The 23484-nt window shown below is 44.0% G+C and carries 22 protein-coding genes; 11 read left to right on the plus strand and 11 right to left on the minus strand.

All coding sequences use genetic code 11. The features are described 5' to 3' along the window. Positions 1–56: 56 nt before the first annotated feature. From L3V37_RS04020 to L3V37_RS04030, 3 genes are all read right to left on the minus strand, one after another. Positions 57–1379 (minus strand): AarF/ABC1/UbiB kinase family protein, encoded by a 1323-nt coding sequence (locus L3V37_RS04020; protein ID WP_005373639.1) that lies wholly within the window; start codon positions 1377–1379, stop codon positions 57–59. Positions 1380–1480: 101 nt separating this feature from the next. Then, positions 1481–2704, minus strand: a complete 1224-nt coding sequence (locus L3V37_RS04025; protein WP_237305877.1) for an HlyD family secretion protein — start codon at positions 2702–2704, stop codon at positions 1481–1483. Further along, on the minus strand, positions 2704–3030 hold the full coding sequence (locus L3V37_RS04030) for an MFS transporter (protein ID WP_017635162.1): 327 nt from the start codon (positions 3028–3030) through the stop codon (positions 2704–2706). Before L3V37_RS04030 ends, L3V37_RS04025 begins: the two co-directional genes overlap by 1 nt. Before the next feature lie 107 nt (positions 3031–3137). Between L3V37_RS04030 and L3V37_RS04035 the strand changes: the two genes are divergently transcribed. Beyond that, positions 3138–4139 carry an AraC family transcriptional regulator gene (locus L3V37_RS04035; RefSeq protein WP_237305878.1) on the plus strand — a complete coding sequence of 334 codons (1002 nt, stop codon included), beginning with the start codon at positions 3138–3140 and terminating at the stop codon, positions 4137–4139. Positions 4140–4227: 88 nt separating this feature from the next. On the opposite strand, the gene L3V37_RS04040 is transcribed toward L3V37_RS04035, so the two are convergent. Then, a complete protein-coding gene (locus L3V37_RS04040) occupies positions 4228–4917 on the minus strand; it encodes a hypothetical protein (protein WP_237305879.1) in 690 nt (229 codons plus the stop codon). A gap of 12 nt (positions 4918–4929) precedes the next feature. Beyond that, on the minus strand, positions 4930–6471 hold the full coding sequence (locus tag L3V37_RS04045; RefSeq protein ID WP_237305880.1) for a hypothetical protein: 1542 nt from the start codon (positions 6469–6471) through the stop codon (positions 4930–4932). A 366-nt stretch (positions 6472–6837) separates the two neighbouring features. Between L3V37_RS04045 and L3V37_RS04050 the strand changes: the two genes are divergently transcribed. Then, on the plus strand, positions 6838–7530 hold the full coding sequence (locus L3V37_RS04050) for a response regulator transcription factor (protein ID WP_005373624.1): 693 nt from the start codon (positions 6838–6840) through the stop codon (positions 7528–7530). 3 nt (positions 7531–7533) lie between these two features. After that, positions 7534–8856 carry an ATP-binding protein gene (locus L3V37_RS04055; RefSeq protein WP_237305881.1) on the plus strand — a complete coding sequence of 441 codons (1323 nt, stop codon included), beginning with the start codon at positions 7534–7536 and terminating at the stop codon, positions 8854–8856. Here L3V37_RS04055 and L3V37_RS04060 read toward each other — a convergent pair. After that, entirely contained in the window at positions 8837–9493 is a 657-nt protein-coding gene (locus L3V37_RS04060) for a pyridoxamine 5'-phosphate oxidase family protein (RefSeq protein WP_237305882.1), read from the minus strand. The genes L3V37_RS04055 and L3V37_RS04060 overlap by 20 nt on opposite strands. 100 nt (positions 9494–9593) lie before the next feature. Between L3V37_RS04060 and L3V37_RS04065 the strand changes: the two genes are divergently transcribed. Further along, positions 9594–11039: a PLP-dependent aminotransferase family protein gene (locus L3V37_RS04065; RefSeq protein ID WP_237305883.1), complete on the plus strand. Its 1446-nt coding sequence runs from the start codon at positions 9594–9596 to the stop codon at positions 11037–11039. On the opposite strand, the gene yjeH is transcribed toward L3V37_RS04065, so the two are convergent. Next, complete coding sequence (yjeH, locus tag L3V37_RS04070; RefSeq protein WP_237305884.1) at positions 11040–12302, minus strand: L-methionine/branched-chain amino acid transporter; 1263 nt, start codon at positions 12300–12302, stop codon at positions 11040–11042. It lies immediately after the preceding gene. A gap of 327 nt (positions 12303–12629) precedes the next feature. Between yjeH and L3V37_RS04075 the strand changes: the two genes are divergently transcribed. The 3 genes from L3V37_RS04075 (at position 12630) to L3V37_RS04085 (ending at position 14764) form a co-directional block, all read left to right on the plus strand. Continuing rightward, on the plus strand, positions 12630–13085 hold the full coding sequence (locus L3V37_RS04075) for an Lrp/AsnC family transcriptional regulator (RefSeq protein ID WP_005373615.1): 456 nt from the start codon (positions 12630–12632) through the stop codon (positions 13083–13085). A gap of 40 nt (positions 13086–13125) precedes the next feature. Further along, positions 13126–14040 carry a LysR family transcriptional regulator gene (locus tag L3V37_RS04080; RefSeq protein ID WP_017819875.1) on the plus strand — a complete coding sequence of 305 codons (915 nt, stop codon included), beginning with the start codon at positions 13126–13128 and terminating at the stop codon, positions 14038–14040. Between the two features lie 109 nt (positions 14041–14149). Beyond that, positions 14150–14764, plus strand: coding sequence for a LysE family translocator (locus tag L3V37_RS04085; protein ID WP_005373611.1), 615 nt, complete (start codon positions 14150–14152; stop codon positions 14762–14764). Positions 14765–14906: 142 nt separating this feature from the next. Here L3V37_RS04085 and L3V37_RS04090 read toward each other — a convergent pair whose 3' ends face one another. Both L3V37_RS04090 and L3V37_RS04095 read right to left on the minus strand, forming a co-directional pair. Beyond that, a complete protein-coding gene (locus L3V37_RS04090; protein WP_021035939.1) occupies positions 14907–15128 on the minus strand; it encodes a hypothetical protein in 222 nt (73 codons plus the stop codon). A gap of 240 nt (positions 15129–15368) precedes the next feature. After that, a complete protein-coding gene (locus tag L3V37_RS04095; protein WP_237305885.1) occupies positions 15369–16802 on the minus strand; it encodes a glyceraldehyde-3-phosphate dehydrogenase in 1434 nt (477 codons plus the stop codon). Between the two features lie 615 nt (positions 16803–17417). On the opposite strand from L3V37_RS04095, the gene L3V37_RS04100 reads away from it, so the two are divergent. Next, complete coding sequence (locus L3V37_RS04100) at positions 17418–20054, plus strand: ATP-binding protein (RefSeq protein ID WP_130546376.1); 2637 nt, start codon at positions 17418–17420, stop codon at positions 20052–20054. 74 nt (positions 20055–20128) lie between these two features. On the opposite strand, the gene L3V37_RS04105 is transcribed toward L3V37_RS04100, so the two are convergent. Then, positions 20129–21466: an MATE family efflux transporter gene (locus L3V37_RS04105; protein ID WP_237305886.1), complete on the minus strand. Its 1338-nt coding sequence runs from the start codon at positions 21464–21466 to the stop codon at positions 20129–20131. Positions 21467–21587: 121 nt separating this feature from the next. Continuing rightward, positions 21588–21902 carry a DUF496 family protein gene (locus L3V37_RS04110; RefSeq protein ID WP_005373603.1) on the minus strand — a complete coding sequence of 105 codons (315 nt, stop codon included), beginning with the start codon at positions 21900–21902 and terminating at the stop codon, positions 21588–21590. A gap of 241 nt (positions 21903–22143) precedes the next feature. Between L3V37_RS04110 and L3V37_RS04115 the strand changes: the two genes are divergently transcribed. From L3V37_RS04115 to L3V37_RS04125, 3 genes are all read left to right on the plus strand, one after another. Beyond that, entirely contained in the window at positions 22144–22347 is a 204-nt protein-coding gene (locus L3V37_RS04115; RefSeq protein WP_031777159.1) for a hypothetical protein, read from the plus strand. Between the two features lie 165 nt (positions 22348–22512). Continuing rightward, entirely contained in the window at positions 22513–23163 is a 651-nt protein-coding gene (locus tag L3V37_RS04120; protein WP_005373594.1) for a YceH family protein, read from the plus strand. After that, a complete protein-coding gene (locus tag L3V37_RS04125) occupies positions 23160–23477 on the plus strand; it encodes a GIY-YIG nuclease family protein (protein WP_005373593.1) in 318 nt (105 codons plus the stop codon). The genes L3V37_RS04120 and L3V37_RS04125 overlap by 4 nt, the downstream gene beginning before the upstream one ends. Positions 23478–23484: the final 7 nt, after the last annotated feature.

Consider the following 23484-nt stretch of genomic DNA (forward strand, 5'->3'; position numbering starts at 1 on the left):
CAACTATGCATCTTAACCTTGCTCAAGGTACTTGAAAGTAACAGAAAAACAATAGGCTATTTGCTGTTGATGGTGAGATATGGCTGTACCAATTGGCGAATGTTCACTTTTGCGCCAATACGGGCTGCCAGCAAGTACATTCCGCCTATTTTTCTGTGCAAAAATAGGGCATCTGCTGGTGGAGTATGCCAGTATTCTTGTTCCATGCTTAAAATAGTGCCAGCTTCGCGAAGCTTTTGTGCTAAGCCACTGGCTTTAAAGTCATAAGGCTCATCAACTAACATTGGTTCACATGCCATTTTCACTAGATCGAGAATCGCTTGGCGCTGGTCTGGAAGGATGGTTTGGCTGAAGAAGCCTATTTGTTCAAGCGCATCATTTAAGCCTTGTTCGTCATTATTCACGACAGACGCAAAAGCTTGGCGATAGCCGGTACTGAACCGTTCGCTGTATTCGCGGGTCGCCCCGAAATCTAGCAAGCCGATTTGACGAGTGTTTTCGATATATAAGTAGTTGGCGAAGTTTGGGTCGGTTTGTACCATCTTAAATTCGAACAGCTCTCGAAACAGTAATTCGAGTAGGCTGTGCATGACAAAATCTCGCGTACTCTGATCATAATGTTCGATTTGCTCAATCGGACTGCCATCAATGAATTCCATCGCGAGAACGGAGTCTGAGCAACTTTCAGTATGAATCTTGGGCACCACAAAATGAGGGTGCTCCTTCAAAGCGTCATGATAACGAATGGCAAATTGTGCCTCTCGTGCGTAATCGGCCTCGTCATGTAGCTGCTTTTTCGCTTCTTCGAGCAATCCTTTGTAGTCGACAGACTCGGGAATCAACCCAACGACCTTGAGCAGTGTACCGACATTATCGACGTCGCTATCGATACTTTTCCGTATGCCCGGATATTGCACTTTGACGGCTAGGTTATCGCCCGCATCGCTGTAAGCTTGGTGCACTTGTCCTATTGATGCACTGGCGATTGGTTTGAAGTTAAATGACAGAAACTCAGCTTTCCAATTCGTTCCTAGCGAACTTTCCATTACTGCGTTGAGTTGTTTTGCAGGCATTGGGTCTGCGTTGGAACGAAGACGGGAAAGAATATCGGCAAGTTCAGGTTCTAAAACATCACCAGCATCCATTGACAGCATTTGACCAAGCTTCATTGCAGCGCCACGTAGGTGAGCAAGTTGGTCAGTTAAACGCGCGATGTTCTGTGGCGTCAGCAAGAGGTCTTTCGCTTTTGGTTTGTTGCCTTTGGCTATCTGCTTCGTGCCTTCTGTAATCACATTGCCTGCGACACGGGTAGCAAGTGAAGCGAACTTGCTGAATCTTGAGATGCGATGGGTAGGTAGGCTTCTTTCCTTTGCCGACATGAATCTTCTCCGCTATTTACTAACTAATTGTTATACAGGAAAAGGATATGTTTGGATACAAATGAAAAGAAAACCGCCAGCGTAACTGGCGGTTTGCGAGTTTAGATAGAGTAGAAGAAGTACAGTTGAGACTTCATTCGGATGATGATCCCGCGAATCACATCCAAGAAGGCCATGAAGCCTATCGGTTTTTCACCGCTGACCCATGCCAGGCCAACAGAGCCAACAGGGATATCGTAGCCTTCTGGCTCATCAATCTTAAGACGAACAAAGTGGTGTTTGTTCTGTAAGTTCTTTCCAGTGGTGACACGTACGGAATCATCGAAACCCAGTAGATTACCTTGTGACTCACCTGTTGCTTCAACAATGCCTTCGACGGTCGCTGAGAAGATCTTACCTGGGTAAACGGACGAAGAGAATTCCGCTGGCTGACCCGGTTTGATGTTACGAATCGCCTGGTGGTTGACTCGCATCAGCACGTACTTCTCGTTAGTGTACATGTTGATACGCGGCATCATCGATACACGCTGACCTTCACGCAGGATAAAGTTGGTGACAAAGCCATCTGTTGGGGCATGAACTTTTGTGCTATTCAAATCCCATTGCGCTTTTGCAATTTGCTCTTCAGTTTGGCGCAGTTCGGCTTGTTTGGTTTCAACTGCAAGTTCCGCTTTATGAATCGCCAGTTTTGCACGTGAAATATCGACTTGTTTCTTCTTAATTTGAGACTCAAGGGTTAACACGTTGTGACGTGCCATATCAACCGCACTCGATTGTTTGTCGATATCGCTTTCCGTGATGGTGTTGTGCACCACTCGGTTTTGCTCAACATAACGATCTAGCATTTTTTTCTGCAATTTGTAGTCAACTTTCGCCGCTTCTAACTGGCTCTTTGATGTTTCTAGATCTTGCACTAGCGCTTCGTGGTTAGCTTCTTCAATCTCGATGTCGCCTTTTGCTGTCGCTAATGCAACGCGAGCAGATTCAGCGGATACGTTCGCTTGATTTAATGCGATTTTGTATTGCGTTGGGTCAAGTTCATAAATTAGCTGACCTTCTTTAACTTGCTGATTCGGCTCAATGTAAATGTGGTCAACTTTACCTTTTACATTGGTTGAATCTGGACGCAATTGGATATGTGGTGACTGCACGACAGAACCGCCGGATAAATCCATCGGAGTGAAGTTAATCAAACCTACCCAGACGAACATTAGCCAACCCAAGCCGCCAAGATAAGCGAACGATTTGGTTGCTTTGTTCCAAGGCATGCCAACCAAACGCAACAGATAGATGAAGAGTGCCCATACCGCTAAACCTTCTAACATTATGCTTCCTCTTTTGGCTGTGTTTCTGTTTGCGGTTTACTTTTCCATGTATCACGCAGATTGATGATGGCTTTTTCCATATCAACGAATGCAAAGATCACGGCTAGCACCCAAACCCAGTGCCAGACAAACCCTATCCAGGTCAGCGCAGTGATGAGCCCTATCTGATGATGGTCTTTGCTGTGTGCTTTATTGATAGGTAATTCATGGATTTTCCAAAAGCCGTAACACGCGCCCGCGACACTCGCGATTAAAACGACAGCAGCGACAACATGTAACGCCGTATCTGCGCCTGTACCGACAAATGGGACACTCAGTAAACTCATTAAACACTCCTCTATCAAACTGTTGGCGTATTGTGATCTGAATTTGATTTGCGGCTTTCTTTGTGACAGATTCAATCACTATAGGATTAAATTTGATGTGATTGGTTATGAAAACGGTTCGGTTTATTCGCGCGATGGGCATTCTAAGCATGCATAACCTCGCGTTATCTAAATACAATTTGGACTCGGATGAGTTAGGGATCCCAGCATCGGCGTTTCGTAACCCAATGACACTGATCCCGCTAAAAGCCGTTGCGGAATGGTACCGTTGTGTTGAACAAGCCAGTGGTGACCCGGATGTGGTGTTGAGTCTCAGCCGAGGTATTGAACTGCAAAAGCTAGGGCCAGTGGGACGCTGGTTATTCTCCGGCAATGATTTAGCCAGTACCATTCGGCGAGTGAATTATGGTGTGAGCAACCTACAATCAGGGGCGTTTTTTGCTGGCGAACAGTCGGGTAAAATCATCAAATGGACTTACCACAACCCGTTTATAGAAACGTCAGTAAAGGTGCACGATAGTATCCGCTGTGCGGTATTTATGATTAAGGTGTTACGCGAATTTCTTGGCAAAGATTACCAGCCTTTACGTGTCAAGGTTTCAGGCTCGAGAAAAAATACTGAGAGATACCGGGAATATTTCGGCTGCGAGGTGGAATGGAGTCAGCCAAAAACAGAGATATGGATCCCGGGAGATGACCGACTAGCTTCTCGCCAAGTGAGCCATCGAGAAGACAGCCGTCTAGCGATGAGTTTTTCCGATTTGGATGATTTGCTTAATATGCCCGACCCAGAAGATGAGTTGAAAGTGATTTATGAAGTGGTGAATTACAGCAGCCATTATGGATTGCCAACGTTAGAGCGCGTTTCTTCTCTGCTTGATTTATCTGAACAGCAGTTCCAACGTCGTTTGCATAAATTAGGGCTCAATTTTTCGACGGTTTCTGGCTATGTATTGAGTAATATTGCAGCTGGTTTGTTGAGTAAGCGCGTGAGTATTGATGACATTGCCACGCGCCTTGGTTACACCAATGTGGCGAGCTTCAATCGTATGTTTAAGAAACATCGTGGATTAACGCCCAAGCAGTATACGGGAAGATTAGAGAAGTAGTGCTCCACTTATCTCTATGAGTACAAGCAATAAAAGCCCTCAAAGTTGAGGGCTTTGTTTTTTTGTGTGTTGTTGTTTTATGTAATGGCTATTTTTTAGGGCGCCAACTTAGTGCACTTGCAACAGCGCCGATGGCAATTACATCCTTTTTTTGTTCGCTAAGTTCAGGGAGCATCTGTACCGCAATGGTACCGTTCGTCTGCACTGCGGCAATTTCTTGTGTGCCCTCCTTAAAGCTATAACCCAATGGCATGTCTACCGCCATCATGGCGTCAGGACTAGTATGTACAGTTTCTACATTAAAGTGGGTGCTACCAATACGCACTACCCCTGTCTCTTTTTTCTCAAAGCTGATGTCGATGAGAGCCGATTTTGGCTCCATCGCAAACTCACCGACTTTTTTACCATCTTGAGTAATGTCACAGGTGTAAGGATCATTCCCACCAAAATCGACGCCCATGTAGTTAACCGACATACCGCCTCCAGTGCAGTTCAAAAGCCAAGTTTCCCCGCTGTCGATACGAGTCACTTCTGCGCCCATTGAACCTTCTTTGAAAGAGATACGGTTAAACCAACTTGAGTTAGAAGCACTGCGTGAATACTTGCCTTTGTACTTACCAGCAAAATCAAAATGGCCATCTGCACCGAATCCCCAAAAATCACCGTCGGTTTTGATCAGCATTTCTGGTTGTGTTTTTACGGCATCAGTACGATCCATGACGGCTAGGCCACCACAACCAACAAGGAGCAAGGGAGCGAATAGAATAAGTTTCTTCATGTTTTTCATTGTTTATAGCTTGGTTACATCTAGGGTTTGGTCGGTGAATTGGATGTTCTGAATGTCGTATAACTCGTCAGTGCCTGTACTCGGGCACTCAACAGAAACGCTCTTTGCTTTGATAACAGTACATTCCGCCAGTTTGTGTGGCACGATATAGGTGTTGATACCGCCTTCACCATAAATGCTGTTGTCTTTGCTGTTGCCTTCAAAAGTATTGTTTTGATCATTACCGATCACATTCATCGCGTCGTCGCCAATGATCTTCACTTTTGTTAGCCATTGAGATTTGTAGGTGTACGCTTCTATCAAACCATCTTTGTTGGGAGCCATGCGGAAGGTAGGTACTGTGCCTGGACTTGTCTTTTCTGTGTAGAGCTTGACGCCCGCAGAGTCGATATTCGCGGTATATTGCAAGTATCCGTGGAATAAGCCACTGATCCAATCAACGGCTTGTGGATCTTGGGTTTGCATTTCTTCACGCGTTAACGCTTGGTAGCCATCTAAACCATGTCCGTTTGCTTTTGCTACGCCCATGTACGCTTCAAAAGCGGCAGCAAAATATTCGTGAGAATATGAAGGGCCCGTTTGTTTCACACTTTCAGGATCGAAGTCGTCCGATTTCCAATCGTCCCAGTCATACTGAGTAGGGCGCCACACCGTCGGTTTGCCCGATTGAATATCGTTATAGATGCTTAACGCATGAGCTTGAATGTCATTTTGCAGTGCCGCAGTCGCCGTGTTAGGTGCAATACCTTGCGCTTGGACCAAGTGTAAAATTTCTTCAAAAGCGGCGTCTCGTTCGGCTTTTTTACCAAGATTGGCGCAGTAATCGGCAAAATTACTCATGTAATGGCAATCGCCTTCAACTGTCAGTTCTCGATACATTAAAGATTGGCTATTCCTTAGCCAGTTTGGTGTTTCTTTACTAGTTACTAATGTTGACGCGATAGATGTGACAAGTGTATCCATATCATCTTCGCTAAGTACCATCATGCTTACAACAAACTTTTCTAGAGAACTCGTATCAAAAGAGTGTGCTAAGCCCGAGTTTGCAACTGCATCGTTCAATTTGTCTTGGCGAATCAGTTCGTTGATAAAGATTTTGGTTAACATCTCATCATTCTGTTCGTCGTTTTCTGTCAGCATTAATGTGGCATCACGCTTGGCTAATGTCTTAGCGATACGAGACTTGTCAGCACCGTACTTAGAGTCTGGTTGGTTTGTGAGAAGGTGTTGGATGATTTTGGCTGCACGAAAGATTTTTTCATTATTCGCACCGTCATCAACAGCCACAATGTGAAATGTATCGTTGTTGTTTGCTTCGGAAAGGGAGATTTTCACATAGTGGGTGAAGCCCGAATCAGCAGCCACTTTTAACTTGGCTGGAAACTTTGTAGAAACGACAGTTGGGATTGTGACAGTGCTCAATGTTGGCATTGGTGGTGTTGGAGGTGTCGTTGTCGATGGTTTCGAACTAGATTCACTGCCGCCACAAGCAGTTAGACTTATCGCGCAAAATATGGCTAAAGGTGTTAATTTGGAATATCTCATTTCATGTTACTCGTAGACTTTATTAGAGCAGGAAACTTAGAAGTAACATAAAGTCCTGTCTATATAAGCAAACTAAGTCATATATGTTGATATTGTTTTTTGGTAAGACCTATTATTCGATATATTTGAAAATATAGTGGATTTTTATTCCGAATTTTATTTTCTATGTGAAGCTATATTCTGATAATGAATAAAACCTCAGGTTATTGCATGGTTTTAGGGGTATAGAATGATTAGGATTATCGTATATGTATGGTTTGTAAGCGTATGTAAGCCTGCGTTTTATTAAAATTATCATTTAAGTAGGTTGCGCAGTATAGGACGAGCGATATACTCCCTCCATCATATTGGTGGAGTAAATGATTCATGGTGGGTAATACAATCTTACTGGTAGAAGACGACTCAGAGATTGCTCGATTAACCAAAATGTACCTCGAAGCCGAGGGATATACGGTAACTGTCATCGATAACGGTCAAAATGCATTAGAAACGATTAAGGGGCTCAAGCCGGACCTAGTGCTGTTAGATTTGATGTTACCAGGAAAAAATGGCGCAGAAATATGCCAAGAGGCGCGTAAGTTTTATCATGGTATTATCATTGTTTTGACTGCGACCGATGATGAAATGAGCGAGGTGAGCTTATTTAAGTTTGGTGCTGATGATTACCTTACCAAACCGATAAAAGGCAATATCCTTCTCGCCCGTATTGAAGCAGCGTTGCGTCGCTATTGTCGTCAAGTTGATATCGTTGAAGAAGAAAAGCTGAGCCGATATGGCATTAGTCTTTGTCTTCGTCGCTCCCAGGCATTTTATTTGCAAAAAGATATTGGTTTAACGAGTTCTGAGTTTGAAATTTTAGAGCTCCTGATGCTGAATGTCGATAAGCCAGTATCTCGTGAATCATGTTGCCGTCTTGCCCGAGGCATTGAATACTGCATTACTGATCGTTCGATTGATATGCGTATATCGTCGCTAAGGAAGAAATTCTCTAAGGCTCATATCCATACGGCTACCATTAAAACCATACGTCACCACGGCTACATGCTGACAGGTAAATGACGCATGTTTTCCCTGTTTACTCGTCTATATGTGGGGTTAGTAACCGGCCTTGCGCTGACTGTTGCTTTGTTTCTCTTTATAGGGGAAGAGTACATGCGCAAAACAGAAGTCGGTGTTTTTTTGAGTGATGGTGCTTATTTTGTCGATCAATACATTGAGCAACGAGGTACTCCGGATTCTCTCTACAAGAAGTTAACCGAAAACGGCAAGCAAGATTTCTTTATCTTTGATTTAACATTGGTTGAAAACTGGGACGGATCACCACCTTGTCGAGATTGTAATCTGCTGTACCGTATGCAAGGGATACCTGTTTATCTTATTGACGGCAGTACCTATGCTGCGGTGTTCCCTTTGCCTAACACTTCGAAGAGTTTAGTTTTCAAAGAAAAAACGGACTTCTTTAGCCCACACGTTGATTGGAATGAAGATTCTGAGATTGTATTTATACTTACTCTGCTTTTGGTTGTTGTATGCAGTTTAGGCATTATGGTTTACATACCTGTACGACGTCTTGACCGCCAAATTCGGCAACTAACGGCTGCGCAACAACAATTTGGTTCTGGTGAGTTGAATACGCGAGTCGATCTAAAGCAATTTTCGCAACCCGTGAAAGAGCTCGCCCAAGGCTTCAACTGCATGTCTGAAGAGATTGAGAGACGAGTACGCCAAACACACATCTTTACTCAAGCTATTCCTCATGAAGTGCGCACTCCGCTGAGTCGTATTCAGCTAGCGACGGATTTAGCTCGACGCACGAGTGGTGAAATGCAGGCAGAGTTACATGACGATATTGAACGATACGTTGATGTAGTGACGGATTTAACATCCGACATCGTCATGCTGTCTCGCTTGAGTGTGAAAAACCACTCATGGATCGATTCTGTTGAAACCATGGAACTGCCACTTTGGTGTAAAAGCCGCATGAATTACCTAGGCTTAGAGTCCGCCATGTTGAGAGCAGAAAAGGAACTCGCGAACCAATTGATTCACTTTCAGCCTACTTTGGGTAACCTCGTCCTCGATAATTTATTGCAAAACGCCAAGCGTTACGGTGAATCCTGCGTTGAGGTGACGATTCGAATGGTAGCGGATTGCTGGAGCATCGATATTGAGGACGATGGTCCGGGCATACCTGAAGCGATGCGAGAAGAAGTATTTATGCCATTTTCACGTTTAGATAAAAGCCGCAACGCCGACGTGAAAGGCTTTGGTTTAGGGCTTGCTATCGCTACCAGTGCAGCGCGGCAACTGGGGTGGGAGCTTTCTGTCGGCGAGAGTCACTTAGGCGGCGCACGTTTTACGGTGCTTATTCCTGCCAACGGTTAGAGTAGGCACTGCGGTAGTCTGGCTCTGCGATACCTTCATACAAATCGTCACAAGCTTGCAGCGGACCTACGACGGTTCGGTAGGGTAGGACACCTGCCCAAACAGGGATGTCCATGTCTTCCGCATCGTCGTTGACGCCAAAATTGCTGATTTTCACTGATGCCTCCGTGAGCGGGATACGCAGTAGCATGGTGGCTTTGAGTTCTTTTTCATTACTCAAACGGACTTGTTCTGTTCTCCCCGGAGCGATCTGTTCAATAAAGTGATTCAGCAACCTGTCTTTCTCTTGGTTATCTTCCACCACCTCAAACTGGCCAAAGACCACAGCACTGCGATAATGCGCACTGTGGTGAAACGCACTTCGAGCCAATACCCAACCATCAAACAAAGTAAAGGTTAAGCACGTTTGTACTCCTTGTTTGAGTGAGCGTAACAGTCGACTGTTGTTGGCACCATGGATATACACGTAATCCTCGACACGCCATGCCAGCATAGGGATGACCACAGGGCCTGACTCGTTGGTTATCGCAATATGAGCGATTAGGCTTTCATCTATGATGGCGTGCAGTTTGCTAACATCAGAGACGGCTTTATGTGCGCCTTTCTTAATTTCCGTTCTATTGGTGTTGGATAGCATTTTCTCTCCTTGTTTGCTCACGATTACGAGCGATTGATCCTCATTCTTTGATTGCAATGTAGCGTTTAACTGGTAGCTTAAAGAGAGCCACTTTTAACTAATGGATGGATCCAGTTTGTCTTTGATTGATATCGGTGACCTGCATTTAAAAGACAGTGATGGAACGCGTCAGCAAGCGTTGTTTTTTGCTATTCGCAAGAAAATTGTTCAAGGACTGTGGATGAAGAATGGGAAGCTGCCTTCTACGCGGAAGCTTTCACAAGAGCTTAATCTAAGTAGGAATACCGTGATTTCTGCCTACGAACAGTTAGTGGCGGAAGGGTACTTGAACAGCCAAAAAGGTTCTGGTTTTTATGTTGCCGTAGAACTGCCAGAGCAGTACTTGCCTGAACCTAGTTCAGTTCAGAGAGACTCATCACCGAAAGCTCACTTTGATATCAACCGCGCATTTGCACCGGGTGTGCCGGATTTGGACGCATTTCCGATGGCGCAATGGCAAAAGTTACTCACTCGCCATATGTCTCGTACTTGCTTGTTGGGGAATCAAGATATTCAGGGTAGTTGGACATTGCGCTGTGCTTTAGCTGACTACCTCGCATCAAGCCGTTCAGTGAATTGTTCTCCAGAGCGCATTATTATTACCTCTGGAGCGCAGCAAGCGTTGTCAATTGCGACGATGGTAGTGCTCAAACAAGGTGATAAGGTTCTGATGGAGCAACCAGGTTACGCGCAAATGCGGAAGTTGATTCAGTTCCAAAACTATCAATTTGAGCCTTTGTTCGTAACAGAGAAATTAGGTTTTGATGTGGAAGCGGTGACCTCAAGCGATGCCGATGCGCTGTATATTACACCAAGTAATCAATATCCGATGGGTACCACGCTCAATACCGAGCAAAGAGGAAAGATCATCAACTGGGCGGTCGAACAATCAAGTTGGATCATCGAGGACGATTATGACAGCGAATTTCAGTTTGCTCATCGTCCCTATACCAGCTTACAGGGGCTAGCAGCTCAAATGGGTCGAGATGATCGTGTGTTGTATGTGGGTTCCTTCAGTAAAGTGATGTTTAACGGATTGCGGCTTGGCTACCTTGTAGTTCCTGAACGTTTAGTAGAGCAATGCTTAGTGGTTAAGGATGCGTTAAGTGGTGATTCGCCGACGCATACACAAGAAGCATTGGCAGACTTTATTACTGAAGGTGGGTTATTACGTCATATTCGAAAAATGCGTCGACTGTACAAAACTAAGCATGAACAGATGCATGTATCCATTCAACAGCATTTTGGCGACCGTGTTTGCGTCGTTAGCCAAGCGGCGGGGCTTCATGTTACGTTGAAATGGCAAGACGGTATGGATGAGCAGCGTTTTATAAAACTAGCAGAGCATGAAGGGATCATCTTGCGACCTTTGAGCTATTATGAACACCCAGATTTTCAAGCACGTCACTGGCATGGTGCCGTGCTTGGTTACGGCAATATCGCGTTAGAGAACATAGACGCTGGTATCCAACGTTTAGCTCACATATTTCGAAATGGGAAGCGATGACTATTCAACTACACGTGTTTGTCGCTTATGTCGCCACTGTTTCCAAGGCAGTAAAAGTAGAGTAAACATGCCAAGTGCATATAACATTGACCAGCCTAAACATATAAAAACACCGGTACAAAGCAGCAGGGACAGTCCCGCAAGTGTTTTACCAAATCCTCGAAGCAATTTGAAAGCGGCTAACATCGCCAACATGTAAACCAGAACGAATACACTGTTTGCGAGTTTTAGGAAAAACTCCAGATCGAGCTGTGATAGGGTTCCTATCACACAAGATATCAATAATATGCCGCCAACTAATATGGTGGCTGAGAAAGGGACACCACGACGCGAAATCTTGGCTAGTGGACTAGAAGGACGATGTTCACGAGCTTGAGCCCAGACCATTCGTGCTAGGCTCTGTGTGTATAAGTTAACGCTCGCGAAACAAGCGGAGAAACCTATCAAGCTGATTATCCATTTGGCTCCATCGCCTAGTAGTTGGGCACTAAGCCAGGGGATGGATGCGTTATCAAATTGAGCGTTACCATACGCGCCAAATTTTAAAATAACGACAGAGCATGCCCAATAGGTAGCCCCTGCTACAAAACAACCGACCACAATGGCAATAGGGAAATCTCTTTGAGGGTTTTTGAACTCTTCCCCCATATGGGCAAAAGCCTCTATGCCAACAAAACACCAGAACATCACGCCTAACGCTGCGGTAATAGGCCAAATTGACTCTTGTGTGATGGCGGGCATCACAAGATCGGCGCTGTTAACGTCGCCTTTCCATAAAAATGCGCCAACAAGTGCGAAGACACTCAAAGCAATAAGAGTTTGTAAATGACCTGATGATTTTGTGCCCATCAAGTTGACGAACACAAGAAGTACTACTGTGAGAACTTGTGCAAACAGATTGTTGCTAATAGGCTCTGGCAATATTTGTTGTAGGAAGCCTGCGGCGAGTGCAATCGCGGCCGGAACCCCTACCGGAATGACACTAACAAATAGCCAAGCGACACTACTTTCCAGTTTGGCGTTAAAGGCTTTGCGTACAAAAAAGGCTGTTCCGCCCGCGTTGGGGTATCGTTTACCCAGTTGAGCAAAAGTCAGCGCAATAGGACAAATCGCGATGAACAATAAAATCCAAGCCCATAGTGAAAAATGGCCAGCTATACCTGCTGCGATAGCCGGGATCATAAACAGCCCCGTTCCCATTAATGTGGTGGATAACTGTGCGATACCTGATGTGAGTGAAATGTCTTTTTTGAGCTCTTCCATGCGAATTGATTCATCCAATGTTATGAGGGTTATTGCGAAAAAGCTTGTGGCTTCTGGTTATTTCGTTTTATGTGTTTAAGTGATGCTATTTATGTGCTGAGTACTTAAGTTGGGAATTTGATTTCAATGTGTTATCTATTTTCTGTTGAAATGGATAACAGCACTCATCTCATGCCCGCCAAATAGCATATCCAAAATGTTAATAACAAAATGATTTACTAAACCGTCAATATGACGGTTGTTTTAAATAATTCCAACAAAATGTTGGTTTCTTATGCAGTTAGAATCGGTATAGAATGAGAAAAATAAGGAAAGCTTGGTAACGGTATGGACAAGTTTGATCATAAGATTGTGGATCTGCTCAGGCACAACGCTCGGCTGTCGGTGACTGAAATTGCGGATAAAGTAAACCTTTCTCGTTCTGCGGTAACGGCCCGTATTCGTAAGCTAGAGCATGACAAAGTGATTCTAGGGTATCACGCTGAAATTGCACCTTCGGGTGGGGATTCGATTTGCGCCTATTTTGCCTTAAAGTTCGATAAATCAACCTCTACGTATTATTGCGAATCATACGCGGACGAGTTATACAAAATTGATGGCGTAAAATGGTGTCATGCGATCAGCGGTGAGACGGACATGATGGTTTTTGTCGAAGTGCCTACGATGGCTCGCTTGAACGAAATCAGAGATCAAATTCAACGATATCCAGAGCTTCGAAACCTGATGACTCATACCGTCTTAGCTGAATTCTTTAACACGACTGGGAACCTGTTTGTGAAGTGACCATGAATGGATGCCATGTTGAAAACCCTTCTGAGCGAATATGTTAAACAACATTAATTTGAATCTACTTAGATCCTTGCATGTACTTTTAGAGGAGTGTCATGTCAGCCGGACCGCAGACCGTTTGCACATTACGCAGTCAGCTGTCAGTCGACAGCTTGCACAATTGCGCGATCTGTGTGGTGACCCACTGCTTATTCGTCAAGGTAATCAACTGATACCAACGCCACGAGCAATAGCGTTAAAATCAAAGCTTGATGCATTACTGGCTGAGTTTGACCATTTACTCGATGACCAACCTTTTGAGCCGCGGCAGTGGCAAGGTGAGCTTGTTATTGCTTCTAGTGACTACGTGGCGCAATACGTATTGCCCGATATTGCCTCTCACTTGGGTGAACAAGCGCCACAGTTAGATATGGCGTACCGACTGTGGCAACCCAACTTTCTTGATAAACTTCATGAGACGGGCATCCATATCGCGTCTTCTATGTATCCAGAAAAACCACAGAGTGTGTCGAGCGTTAAAATTGGTGAGGATTCATCAGTTTGTTTGATGAAATCTTCTCATCCGTTAGCAAAGCAGGACCAGATCAGTATTGAAGACTTGATTTCATATTCACACATCAAAGTGACTGGCGGCGGAGACAAAGATTCCTACACTGATTTAGCATTGAAAGAGCTAGGGCACACCCGCCACGTTACCTTTAAGGTTCCATTCTTCTCTGCTGCGATCAATCGCTTAGTTGCAAGTGAGCACCTGATGGTGGCTCCTGAACATATTGCCGTTAACCTCGCTAAGCATTGGGACTTAACCCATAAAGCATTACCACTCGAAACACCTATTCATCAATATTGGTTAATGTGGCACCCCAAATACGACACGGATCCTGCGCATAAATGGGTGCGAGAAGAGATTCGCTCAGTAATGCAAATTTCTGAATATTCCATTCGCTAATACGTACACCGTTTAGCTATGACTTGAAGTCATGATTAGTATGAATAACTTTGATTTCTAATTATACCTCTTCCGTTGATAGAGTGAGCTTCAAAGAGGGGAGATTCTTATGACACTAACAGTTTGGTTATCACTTTTTACCGTGTGTTTATTAGGGGCTATGTCACCAGGCCCCAGCTTAGCTATTGTCGCTAAGCACTCGTTGGCTGGTGGACGTATCAATGGATTAGCTACGGCTTGGGCTCATGCGTTTGGCATTGGTATATATGCGTTTATTACTTTGATTGGGCTCGCTGTTGTTTTGCAGCAAAGCCCGATGTTGTTCAAGACGATTAGCCTTGTGGGTGCGGCATATCTTGCGTATTTAGGGTTTAATGCTTTGCGTTCAAAAGGTGGTGTGGCTGCGAAGTTGGAGTCAGGTGAGGAAACAACGGTAATCCAGTCTGCGCGAGAAGGCTTTTTTATCTCGATTTTAAGTCCCAAAATTGCTTTGTTTTTTATCGCATTATTCAGTCAGTTTGTCGCGCTCGGTAATGATTTGAGTAATCAGATGATCATTGTTGCCACGCCGTTTGTTGTGGATGGGCTTTGGTACACCTTTATTACCCTAGTGCTATCGAGCTCTAAAGTCGTTGACAGAATTCGCTCTAAGGCAGTGTTGATTGATCGTTTGTCAGGGGTAGTACTCATGCTGCTGGCTCTTAGAGTGGTCGTAACGGTATAGACAAGCTCGCAAGACAGAAATACTAAAAGCAGCCCGTGTGGCTGCTTTTCAAAAAAGCACCCTGCCATTTTAAGGACAGGGTGAAAGCAAGAAGTTTCTCAGGAGCGGTCGGGGGAGAGAAACTCATCTAAATCTTATTTACTTACCGGCGAACCTCTTCAAATTCACCTTCAATCGCATCTGCTTTACCTGTATTAAATTCATATTCTTCGTGCATTTCTCTCTGCATTTTCTTGACGCGATTTTCAATACGCTTGCCGGTAATTAATGCTGCGATGGTCAACGGAATCGCAATGATCAAGCTAAATACTAACGTAAAAAAGCCGGTAATCAGTGCTAGTGCAGTTACAATAATCCGATTCATAATCATGACCTCTCTGTAATTTATGTGCTCAGATTAATGCTGTGAACATGAACAAAACATGAATGCTGACGTTCACTTTGTCCGGAGAGTGTCAAATGAATGAAACGAAAAAACGCCTGAGGGTGATCAGGCGTATAAACGGGGAAAAATATTAGTAATGCGCATGGCGCTTATTATTTAGAACAAATATGAGATATTGTCCGCTACGCTATGTGGTTAACGTTGTGGAGCAAAGTTCACCTATCGAGGGAATGTTTGGTAACGAACACCCATCATTTGTTCCATACAGTGCACAACTTGGCAGCTGTAACCGAATTCGTTGTCGTACCAGATGTAAAGTACACAACGCTTGTCTTGTGCGATAGTCGCTTGACCATCTACGACGCCTGCATGACGAGAACCAACTAAGTCAGTTGATACAATTTCTGTTGAATCGGTGTAGTCAATCTGTGCCGAAAGCTCAGAGTTCAACGCCATTTCACGCAAGTAATCGTTCAGTGAATCACGGTCTACGTCTTCACCTAAGTTTAGATTAGCGACTGCCATAGAAACGTTTGGTGTCGGTACGCGAATCGCGTTGCCTGTTAGCTTGCCTGCAAGCTCTGGCAATGCTTTAGCAACTGCCTTTGCCGCACCTGTTGAAGTCAGAACCATGTTTAGTGAAGCACTACGTCCGCGACGGTCACCAGAGTGGAAGTTGTCGATCAAATTTTGGTCGTTTGTGTATGAATGCACGGTTTCAATATGGCCAGAAAGAACACCATATTTATCGTTCAGAGCCTTAAGGACTGGCGTGATTGCATTTGTTGTACAGCTTGCCGCAGAGATGATGGTGTCATCTTCTTTAATTACCGACTCATTTACACCGAATACAACGTTTTTGATGTCACCTTTACCTGGTGCTGTTAGCAGTACTTTCTCTGCGCCTTTACACGCTAAGTGTTGGCTCAGGCCTTCAGAATCACGCCAAACACCTGTGTTATCAACAACTAGCGCGTTATTGATACCGAAAGCTGAATAGTTTACTTCGCTTGGGTTATTTGCGTAGATAATTTGGATGTAGTTGCCGTTAACGATCAGTGCTTTACGCTCTTCATCGATAACAATACTACCGTTGAACTGACCGTGAACTGAGTCACGACGCAGCAAGCTAGCACGCTTCTCCAAATCGCCTTTTTTACCGCCACGAACCACAATCGCACGTAGTCTTAGTGGGTAACCTGGACCACTTTTCTCAATGAGAAGGCGAGTAAGTAGTCGACCAATGCGACCGAACCCGTAAAGAACCACATCACGCGCTTTCAATGAAGAATCTGCGTCGCGAGCGCCATCAAGTGCAGTGATAAGGAAATCGTTTAGAGAGCTTGTATCGTCATGTTCATTCCAGTACATAGTTGCCAATTGGCCAACATCGACACGGCATGAAGAAATGCTCATTTCACAAAGCGCTTGAATAATAGGCATCGTGTGCTCAAGCGAAAGTGGGTTACCGGTATAACGTCTTGCAACGCGATGAGTTTTGAGAATGTCTATAGTAGTAGCATTAATAAGCGTTTTACCAAACAGAACCACTTCGATTCCTTTTTGACGATATAGCTTACCAATTAGAGGGGAAATAGATTCAGCAATCGTTTGGCTAGTTTGCCAGTCTTGGAGATATTTCTCTGGACTCATTGTTGTATTAGACCTTTCACGTTTTGGGGGCTAACCATACTCTCTGCTGTTGCCTCTTCGGCAGCGTGCAAGAGTGTGGTGGGTTATGTAATCGGGTTGTAATAGTTATGTGTGCGGATTCTAAGGTCGGAGTCCTTATTCTGCTAGGAAAATTAAATCCAGTGTAAAACACTACTTAAGGGGACGTTAGTGGTGGATTAATGTGACTAAAGCAGTGGTTTTCACGTATTGACATTTAGAAAGTAACTTACTTTTTTTGCGATGATAACGTTTGCTTTCAAATTATTTTTGTTGACAAAAATGGATATTTTGCATTTTTGTGTGATTTAACTCGATAAGGCAACTCAATAGGTAAACATACAATAGATGATTTCCTGAAAAGTGATGCGACTCTTAGTTGTGAGTGAAACTTTATTGTTTGCATCCAACTTTAAGATCAAAAAATATGACTTGAATCACAATTGCCACTTCATTAGCCGATGATAAAACACTCACAATAACCATAATCTAGGTAGGTGAATGTTGTTTGAAAGTAACAATGTCGTATATGCCTTTCAATGCAAGAAACTAGTCTAATATTAAATAAACGGATGAAATCAACCATTAGGCTGATGGATGTTGAGATTATCAATAAAAACACGCTTAGCACTCCTCGCACTATTACCCGCTGTGGTAATAGTGGTGTTTGCAGTTCAGCAGTTTTCTGATAATGCGTTGCGCGTGAGCCGTCTCAATCAAACGGTTAGCAATATTCAAGGTTTCCAATTGATATCCAAGGCCTCCCACTTTATTTACTCCATAGAGAAAGTACGCCGACAGCCTGATCTTCAAGTCTCTGCAGCCATTAATATTGAAGAACAAGGTGAAGTTATTTCTTCTTTGCATCAAAAGTTTGTGAGTAACCCTAATACTGCTGAGTATGCTGATGAACTGAAAGAAGCCATGCTGGGGGTATTGTCAGGTAGATTGAGTGAGATGGACGACCTGGGTGATTGGGCATTTCAACAGCTCCAAAATATGTCGCGCTCTTTGTTGCAAAATCATCAATGGTATGGCAGTGACGACGGCATTCGCATGCAAAATTTTATTGCCTACCTTGCTCAGCTCTCTTTTTGGACACAGAAAGAAGCTTGGTTGACGAACCGTTTAGTCCAAGACCCTGAGAGTCGGCTAAGTCAAAGTATGTTTTATCAGGCGATTGACCGACAGCAGCAAAATTTGGATGCGTTTTTAAACTTAGGTGGGTCATACGAGCAAGTGGATAAATTGCTTGGCTTGTTTACTTCGCCGAGATATCAGAGAAACTTGGCGTCTCGCGGACAATTAATGTCAGGAGACATGTCACAAAGTGACTACGCCGCGTATTTAAAAGAACTCGATTTTCGTGTGCAGCGCTTACAAGTGCTCACTGATGGGTTCACCAAACAAACTGAGCAGTCGCTTCTCACGCAGGTTCATGAACAAAAGGCCAATATAGCGATGATCAGTTTTGGCGTCGCCTTAGTGGTTATCCTGCTTTGTTGGCTCGGATTTAGTACTTGGTTCCGAGTTAACAGCAAACTCGATGCGATCATTCATACTTTAAACGCGTTGATCAACTCCGAAGAGAAGCAAACAAAAGTCAAAGTTGATGGAAGTGATGAACTGACCATTTTTGCTCAGCAAGTGAATCGAGTGGTTGAAGAAATGCAGAGACAAACTGAAGAAATACTGCATGCAAAAGAGTCAGCAGTATCGGCTAATCGTGCAAAATCTGTGTTTCTTGCCAACATGTCACATGAAATACGCACGCCCCTTAACGGGATCATGGGCATGACAGAAATACTCTCTCAAAGTGAGTTGTCTTCGCATCAACAAGAAGTTGTTGATGACATTGACTCCTCATCTCAAACGCTGCTTACTTTGCTTAACGATATATTGGATCTCTCTAAAATCGAGTCTGGACGATTGGAGCTGTCACTAGTAGAAGCGGATATCCGAGAAGTCGTGTATCAGTCGATGATTTTATTCCAATCCAAAGCAACATCTAAACAGCTAAAGTTAGGTATTAATTTAGCTGAAAATATCCCCATTCGCGTGATGGTCGATGATCATCGTGTCAAACAGGTAGTTACGAATCTGGTATCGAATGCGGTTAAGTTTACCGAAAGTGGGCATGTATGCGTTGATGTTAGTTATGAAGAGTTACTTGAGAAAGAACGTGGAGTGCTGACGTTTAAAGTAGAAGATACCGGAATAGGCATTGATCAAGATAAGTTAACCACGATTTTTGAACCCTTTACTCAGGAAGATGAAGGAGTGTCGAGGCAATTTGGCGGCACAGGGTTGGGTTTGGCAATTTGTTGTCAGCTTGTGTCGATGATGGGGGGCAAGCTCGTAGCAACATCTACAAAAGGAGTGGGCACATGCTTTGAATTCTCGATTGAGGTTGAAGCAATTCCGGTGTTTGGCTGGCGTTCTGAGGTGATTAATAAAGGGCTTTTGATCTGCTCAAATTACGACTACGCCGACCAAGTATTAAAAGAGTGTCGTTTAGCGAAAATCAATCTCTTTGGTGTTAATAATGTGAATGAAGTGCAAGCGATAAATGATGACTTTGATGTCATATTTCTGTGCCACAGTAACGACGCTAATACCGATGAAATCTTGGATAATCTATCATTTAATTACGATCTTCGCCGTGTGATTATTTGCCAGCATCATTTATCCACTCCCTACGAAAATGCAGAAAAAGTACATGCCGTACTCACATTACCTTTCCTTGGCAATCGATTTAAGCATGTCATTGATGATTTAGCTAAGGTTGAAAAGACTATATCAAGTGACAATGTCACCAATAATGTTGTCAGCTCTGAATATCGAGCGTCGCGCTCTCATCGGAGGATCTTAATTGCGGAGGATAATTTGATGAACCAGAAAATAGCGAGTTTTTTTCTGGATAAAGCAGGTTATGACTATTTGATAACAAGCAACGGTCAAGAAGCGTTAGAAGCCATCACAAAGGGAGAAGAATTCGATGCAATTTTAATGGACTGCATGATGCCCGTGATGGATGGACTGACCGCGACGAAAGAAATTCGTCGTTGGGAAAAGAAAGCAGGACGTGAAAAAACGATGATTATCGCACTCACTGCGAGTGTTTTGGAAGAAGACATCCACAACTGTTTTGCGGCAGGCATGGATGCTTATTTACCTAAGCCGTATAAATCGAACCAGTTGTTTGAGCTCTTTAATGAATTAAAACTCGCCTAACTAACATTTCAACTTAGACAAGGTGTCAAAACGATTAAGCCCCATTTCAGGGGCTTAGTTCTGATTATTCATCGTTACGCGTTGGCTTGAGCGCCTGCGAGTTTGCGTATGGTTTGGCGATAGGTTAGGTATGCGGAAACACCAGCTAACAGGTTGCCGATACAAGCGCCTAAGAGTAAACCTCGGATTCCATCCATTTGAGCGCCAACCCACAAGCACGGTAGGAAAAAGACAAACAAGCGCAGCGCTGAAATGGTGAGCGCGGTGTAAGATTTGCCTAATGCATTACAAAGAGAAACCATTAGCATACAAACCCCTAATGAACCCAAACTGATCGGCACTATCAGTAAATGCATTTCCAAGACTTGCTCCACTTGCACATCACTTGTCATCAATAATGCGAGTGGGTTTGCGACGGCAAATGTAATGGCAGCAATCAAAAGTTGGAAACCTAGAATGAATTTTACGGCAATACTGACGAGCCTTTGGATATCTTCATAGTTCTTTGCTCCAAGTAAGCGTCCAACCATTGGAGGCATAGACATTGTCAGCGCCAAGACCGAAACGATAGCAAAGAACTCATAGCGTGAACCAAGCGCCCAAGCGGCGACTGCTGCGGTTCCAAAGCTTGCCAATAATTTTGTTGCTAGCATGGAAGACAACGGTGGCAGCAGTTGGCTAATCATCGCAGGGCCCATAATGTTACCGATAGATGCAACACTTTTGTCTACGTTAAGATCTTGCCATTGTGTCGTTGCCCAGTGATTCTTTTTCACGCGAGGAGCGACGACTAAAATACCAAACCCAAAAGCGACGATGGTTGCTATTGCCGCTCCGTTAATACCCAAGTCAAACGTGAAAATAAATAGCGGGTCGAGCACAAGGTTCACGCCGCTGGTTATCATCATCATTGTGCCAGGTAACATTGTATTGCCATTAGCTCGGCAGATACTGTAATAAAAATACAAAACCGCACCAGTCCATGAGCTTAATAACCACCAAGGCCAGTAACTGTCGATTATCGGCATAACAGATTCTGGAGCGCTTAATAGAGCTAAAATGGGGTAGCGCAAAAGCCAAATGAGCCCGCCAAAAATAGCGACACCAATTGAGCCGATCATCAATACCAATCCGCCAAGTTGTTTGGCATACCGACTTTCATTCGCCCCAAGAGCTTTAGAAATGACCGCTGTCGTTGCGATCCCTAAACCAACTTGAATACCGATAATGACCATTTGCAAAGGCAGAGTGAAACCTTGAGCGGCTAACGGTAAAACGCCGAGTTGACCGATAAACGCGCTATCCACAAGCTGAAAGCTCATTAAAGACAGAACGCCAAATAGCATTGGCCAGGTCATCGTAAATAATTGTTTTGCAAGCGTTGGTTGTGTACTTGTCGTAGTTGAAGACATAGAAAGCTGAATGCGTTAGGAATAAGAGTTAGATTGATTGTACACGGCGGTTAGTTTAGAGACAAAAATAAACCCCGAGGAAGATATTCTTGCTCGGGGTTCGAAAATCTAGCTTACGCGTTTATTTTTTGCCGCTAGTTTGCTTGTCTTCTTCAGTCAGCTCACGAATGCGACGGCTGATGTCACGACGTGCTTTAGAGATCTCAGCGCTTTTAATGATGTGGTCATCAACACGATCTTCATAGTCTGCTTTCATATTTTTGATGATTGCGACGATTTCATCGTGAGTCATTTCTGGTTTGATGTAGTCTAGAAGGTTTTCTAGAAGATCAACACGTTTACGGTTATCACGAACTTTCTTCTCGTTATCAAGAAGCTCACGTTTTAGTTTGTTTTTACGACGAGCTTGGTTAACGATTTCAAATACGCTACTCATAGTTCTCTTTCCTAATTTTATGAATATCTTCCTCGATTAAAGCACAACATCCAGTGGCATAACAGTCTTTAGATCAATAGCAATGCAGAGTTGAACATTTCTCAACCAATTGCGCTGTGTCCATATAATCGTGCTGCTTTCTTCGAGTTTTGGCCAACATCGTAGAATCCATCGATTCATTGTCATAACGTGGCCTTCACTATATTATCAACACCATTGAATGCAAAATGATGAACTTGATATGGACTCTGGTAACACTGCGGAGCAAGTAAATAGTCAAGATAATGAGCAAGTCACTCGCTCTGTGGCTGAAAAGTTAAAAACGGCGTATATCAACGCCCGCGAGCAACTCGAAATCATCGAAGTTGAGCTTAATCGTTCAAAAATAATGATGGTCGACCAAGATGGCAATTTGACGAGAGTGCCGATTCTCTCGGAGCATTGATACCTGACCCTATTCGTAAGGGGTGTCAGGTCTTACGCTATGCTTTAGCCTGACACCAACACCTGAATCGCTAACGCTTCTTGCACTGCTGTGTGAATTTATGGCGTATGATTTCGAAGCGATTTAGGTACAAAGTCAAATGCAAAAATAATAAGGAAATGCATTATGAAAGTTGAGCTAACGGCAATTGAAGCACGAGTTATTGGTTGCTTGATCGAAAAAGAAGTCACTACCCCAGATCTTTACCCCCTCAGCCTAAACGCATTAACCAACGCGTGTAATCAAAAAAGCAACCGTGATCCCGTGATGTCACTCTCTGAGTCAGACGTTCTCGATGCCGTTGATGCTCTTATTGAGCGCAGGCTCGTCAGTGACGAAAGTGCGTTCAACAGCCGCGTCAGCAAGTATCAACACCGTTTCTGTAATACGGAATTTGGTGATTTAAAGCTGACAGAGCAGGAGAAGGGCATTGTATGCTGTATGCTTTTGCGCGGTGCTCAAACACCTGGGGAAATTCGTACTCGTACTAATCGTCTCGCGACATTTCATGATGTAAAAGAAGTGGAAACGGTCCTTGAGCATTTAGCAAGCGAAGAGAAAGGACCATTAGTGGTCAAATTACCACGTGAGGCTGGTAAGCGGGAGTCGCGTTATATGCATTTGTTCTGTGGTGATGTTGATGCGTCCGAACTTGCAGCGCCTGTGTCTGCTGCAAGCTCGAGCTCCGATCGAGTAAGTCAGCTAGAGCTCGAAGTCGCTCAGCTGAAAGAAGAGCTGGATGAATTAAAAGCTAAGGTTGAGTCACTGCTTTCATGATGGAAAATACAACGCAGCGTTGGAGTGTCTATCTGATACGAAATAACCGCAACGCGTTGTATTGTGGTGTTACCAATGATGTTGAACGAAGATTCAATCAGCACCAAACCGGAAAAGGAGCGAAAGCTTTGAAGGGAAAAGGCCCTTTGGTATTGGAATGGTCATCGGATTTTGACTCAAAGACGCTTGCCATGCGAGCAGAGTACTATATTAAGCAACTAACTAAAGCGAAGAAAGAGCTGCTCGTTATGTCAAAAGCAAATATTGTCGTCGACGAACATCAACAAATGATGTTAGAGATAGTGGCACTCTGATAAGCCC

Origin of the sequence: Vibrio sp. D54 (assembly GCF_021728075.1) — a bacterium.
Lineage (GTDB): Bacteria > Pseudomonadota > Gammaproteobacteria > Enterobacterales > Vibrionaceae > Vibrio > Vibrio alginolyticus.

Excerpts from the sequence above, each read along its gene's own strand:
- L3V37_RS04020 (WP_005373639.1), bottom strand. The coding sequence starts at position 1,379 with ATGTCGGCAAAGGAAAGAAGCCTACCTACCCATCGCATCTCAAGATTC.
- L3V37_RS04025 (WP_237305877.1), bottom strand. The coding sequence starts at position 2,704 with ATGTTAGAAGGTTTAGCGGTATGGGCACTCTTCATCTATCTGTTGCGT.
- L3V37_RS04030 (WP_017635162.1), bottom strand. The coding sequence starts at position 3,030 with ATGAGTTTACTGAGTGTCCCATTTGTCGGTACAGGCGCAGATACGGCG.
- L3V37_RS04035 (WP_237305878.1), top strand. The coding sequence starts at position 3,138 with ATGAAAACGGTTCGGTTTATTCGCGCGATGGGCATTCTAAGCATGCAT.
- L3V37_RS04040 (WP_237305879.1), bottom strand. The coding sequence starts at position 4,917 with ATGAAGAAACTTATTCTATTCGCTCCCTTGCTCCTTGTTGGTTGTGGT.
- L3V37_RS04045 (WP_237305880.1), bottom strand. The coding sequence starts at position 6,471 with ATGAGATATTCCAAATTAACACCTTTAGCCATATTTTGCGCGATAAGT.
- L3V37_RS04050 (WP_005373624.1), top strand. The coding sequence starts at position 6,838 with ATGGTGGGTAATACAATCTTACTGGTAGAAGACGACTCAGAGATTGCT.
- L3V37_RS04055 (WP_237305881.1), top strand. The coding sequence starts at position 7,534 with ATGTTTTCCCTGTTTACTCGTCTATATGTGGGGTTAGTAACCGGCCTT.
- L3V37_RS04060 (WP_237305882.1), bottom strand. The coding sequence starts at position 9,493 with ATGCTATCCAACACCAATAGAACGGAAATTAAGAAAGGCGCACATAAA.
- L3V37_RS04065 (WP_237305883.1), top strand. The coding sequence starts at position 9,594 with ATGGATGGATCCAGTTTGTCTTTGATTGATATCGGTGACCTGCATTTA.
- yjeH (WP_237305884.1), bottom strand. The coding sequence starts at position 12,302 with ATGGAAGAGCTCAAAAAAGACATTTCACTCACATCAGGTATCGCACAG.
- L3V37_RS04075 (WP_005373615.1), top strand. The coding sequence starts at position 12,630 with ATGGACAAGTTTGATCATAAGATTGTGGATCTGCTCAGGCACAACGCT.
- L3V37_RS04080 (WP_017819875.1), top strand. The coding sequence starts at position 13,126 with ATGTTAAACAACATTAATTTGAATCTACTTAGATCCTTGCATGTACTT.
- L3V37_RS04085 (WP_005373611.1), top strand. The coding sequence starts at position 14,150 with ATGACACTAACAGTTTGGTTATCACTTTTTACCGTGTGTTTATTAGGG.
- L3V37_RS04090 (WP_021035939.1), bottom strand. The coding sequence starts at position 15,128 with ATGAATCGGATTATTGTAACTGCACTAGCACTGATTACCGGCTTTTTT.
- L3V37_RS04095 (WP_237305885.1), bottom strand. The coding sequence starts at position 16,802 with ATGAGTCCAGAGAAATATCTCCAAGACTGGCAAACTAGCCAAACGATT.
- L3V37_RS04100 (WP_130546376.1), top strand. The coding sequence starts at position 17,418 with ATGTTGAGATTATCAATAAAAACACGCTTAGCACTCCTCGCACTATTA.
- L3V37_RS04105 (WP_237305886.1), bottom strand. The coding sequence starts at position 21,466 with ATGTCTTCAACTACGACAAGTACACAACCAACGCTTGCAAAACAATTA.
- L3V37_RS04110 (WP_005373603.1), bottom strand. The coding sequence starts at position 21,902 with ATGAGTAGCGTATTTGAAATCGTTAACCAAGCTCGTCGTAAAAACAAA.
- L3V37_RS04115 (WP_031777159.1), top strand. The coding sequence starts at position 22,144 with ATGGACTCTGGTAACACTGCGGAGCAAGTAAATAGTCAAGATAATGAG.
- L3V37_RS04120 (WP_005373594.1), top strand. The coding sequence starts at position 22,513 with ATGAAAGTTGAGCTAACGGCAATTGAAGCACGAGTTATTGGTTGCTTG.
- L3V37_RS04125 (WP_005373593.1), top strand. The coding sequence starts at position 23,160 with ATGATGGAAAATACAACGCAGCGTTGGAGTGTCTATCTGATACGAAAT.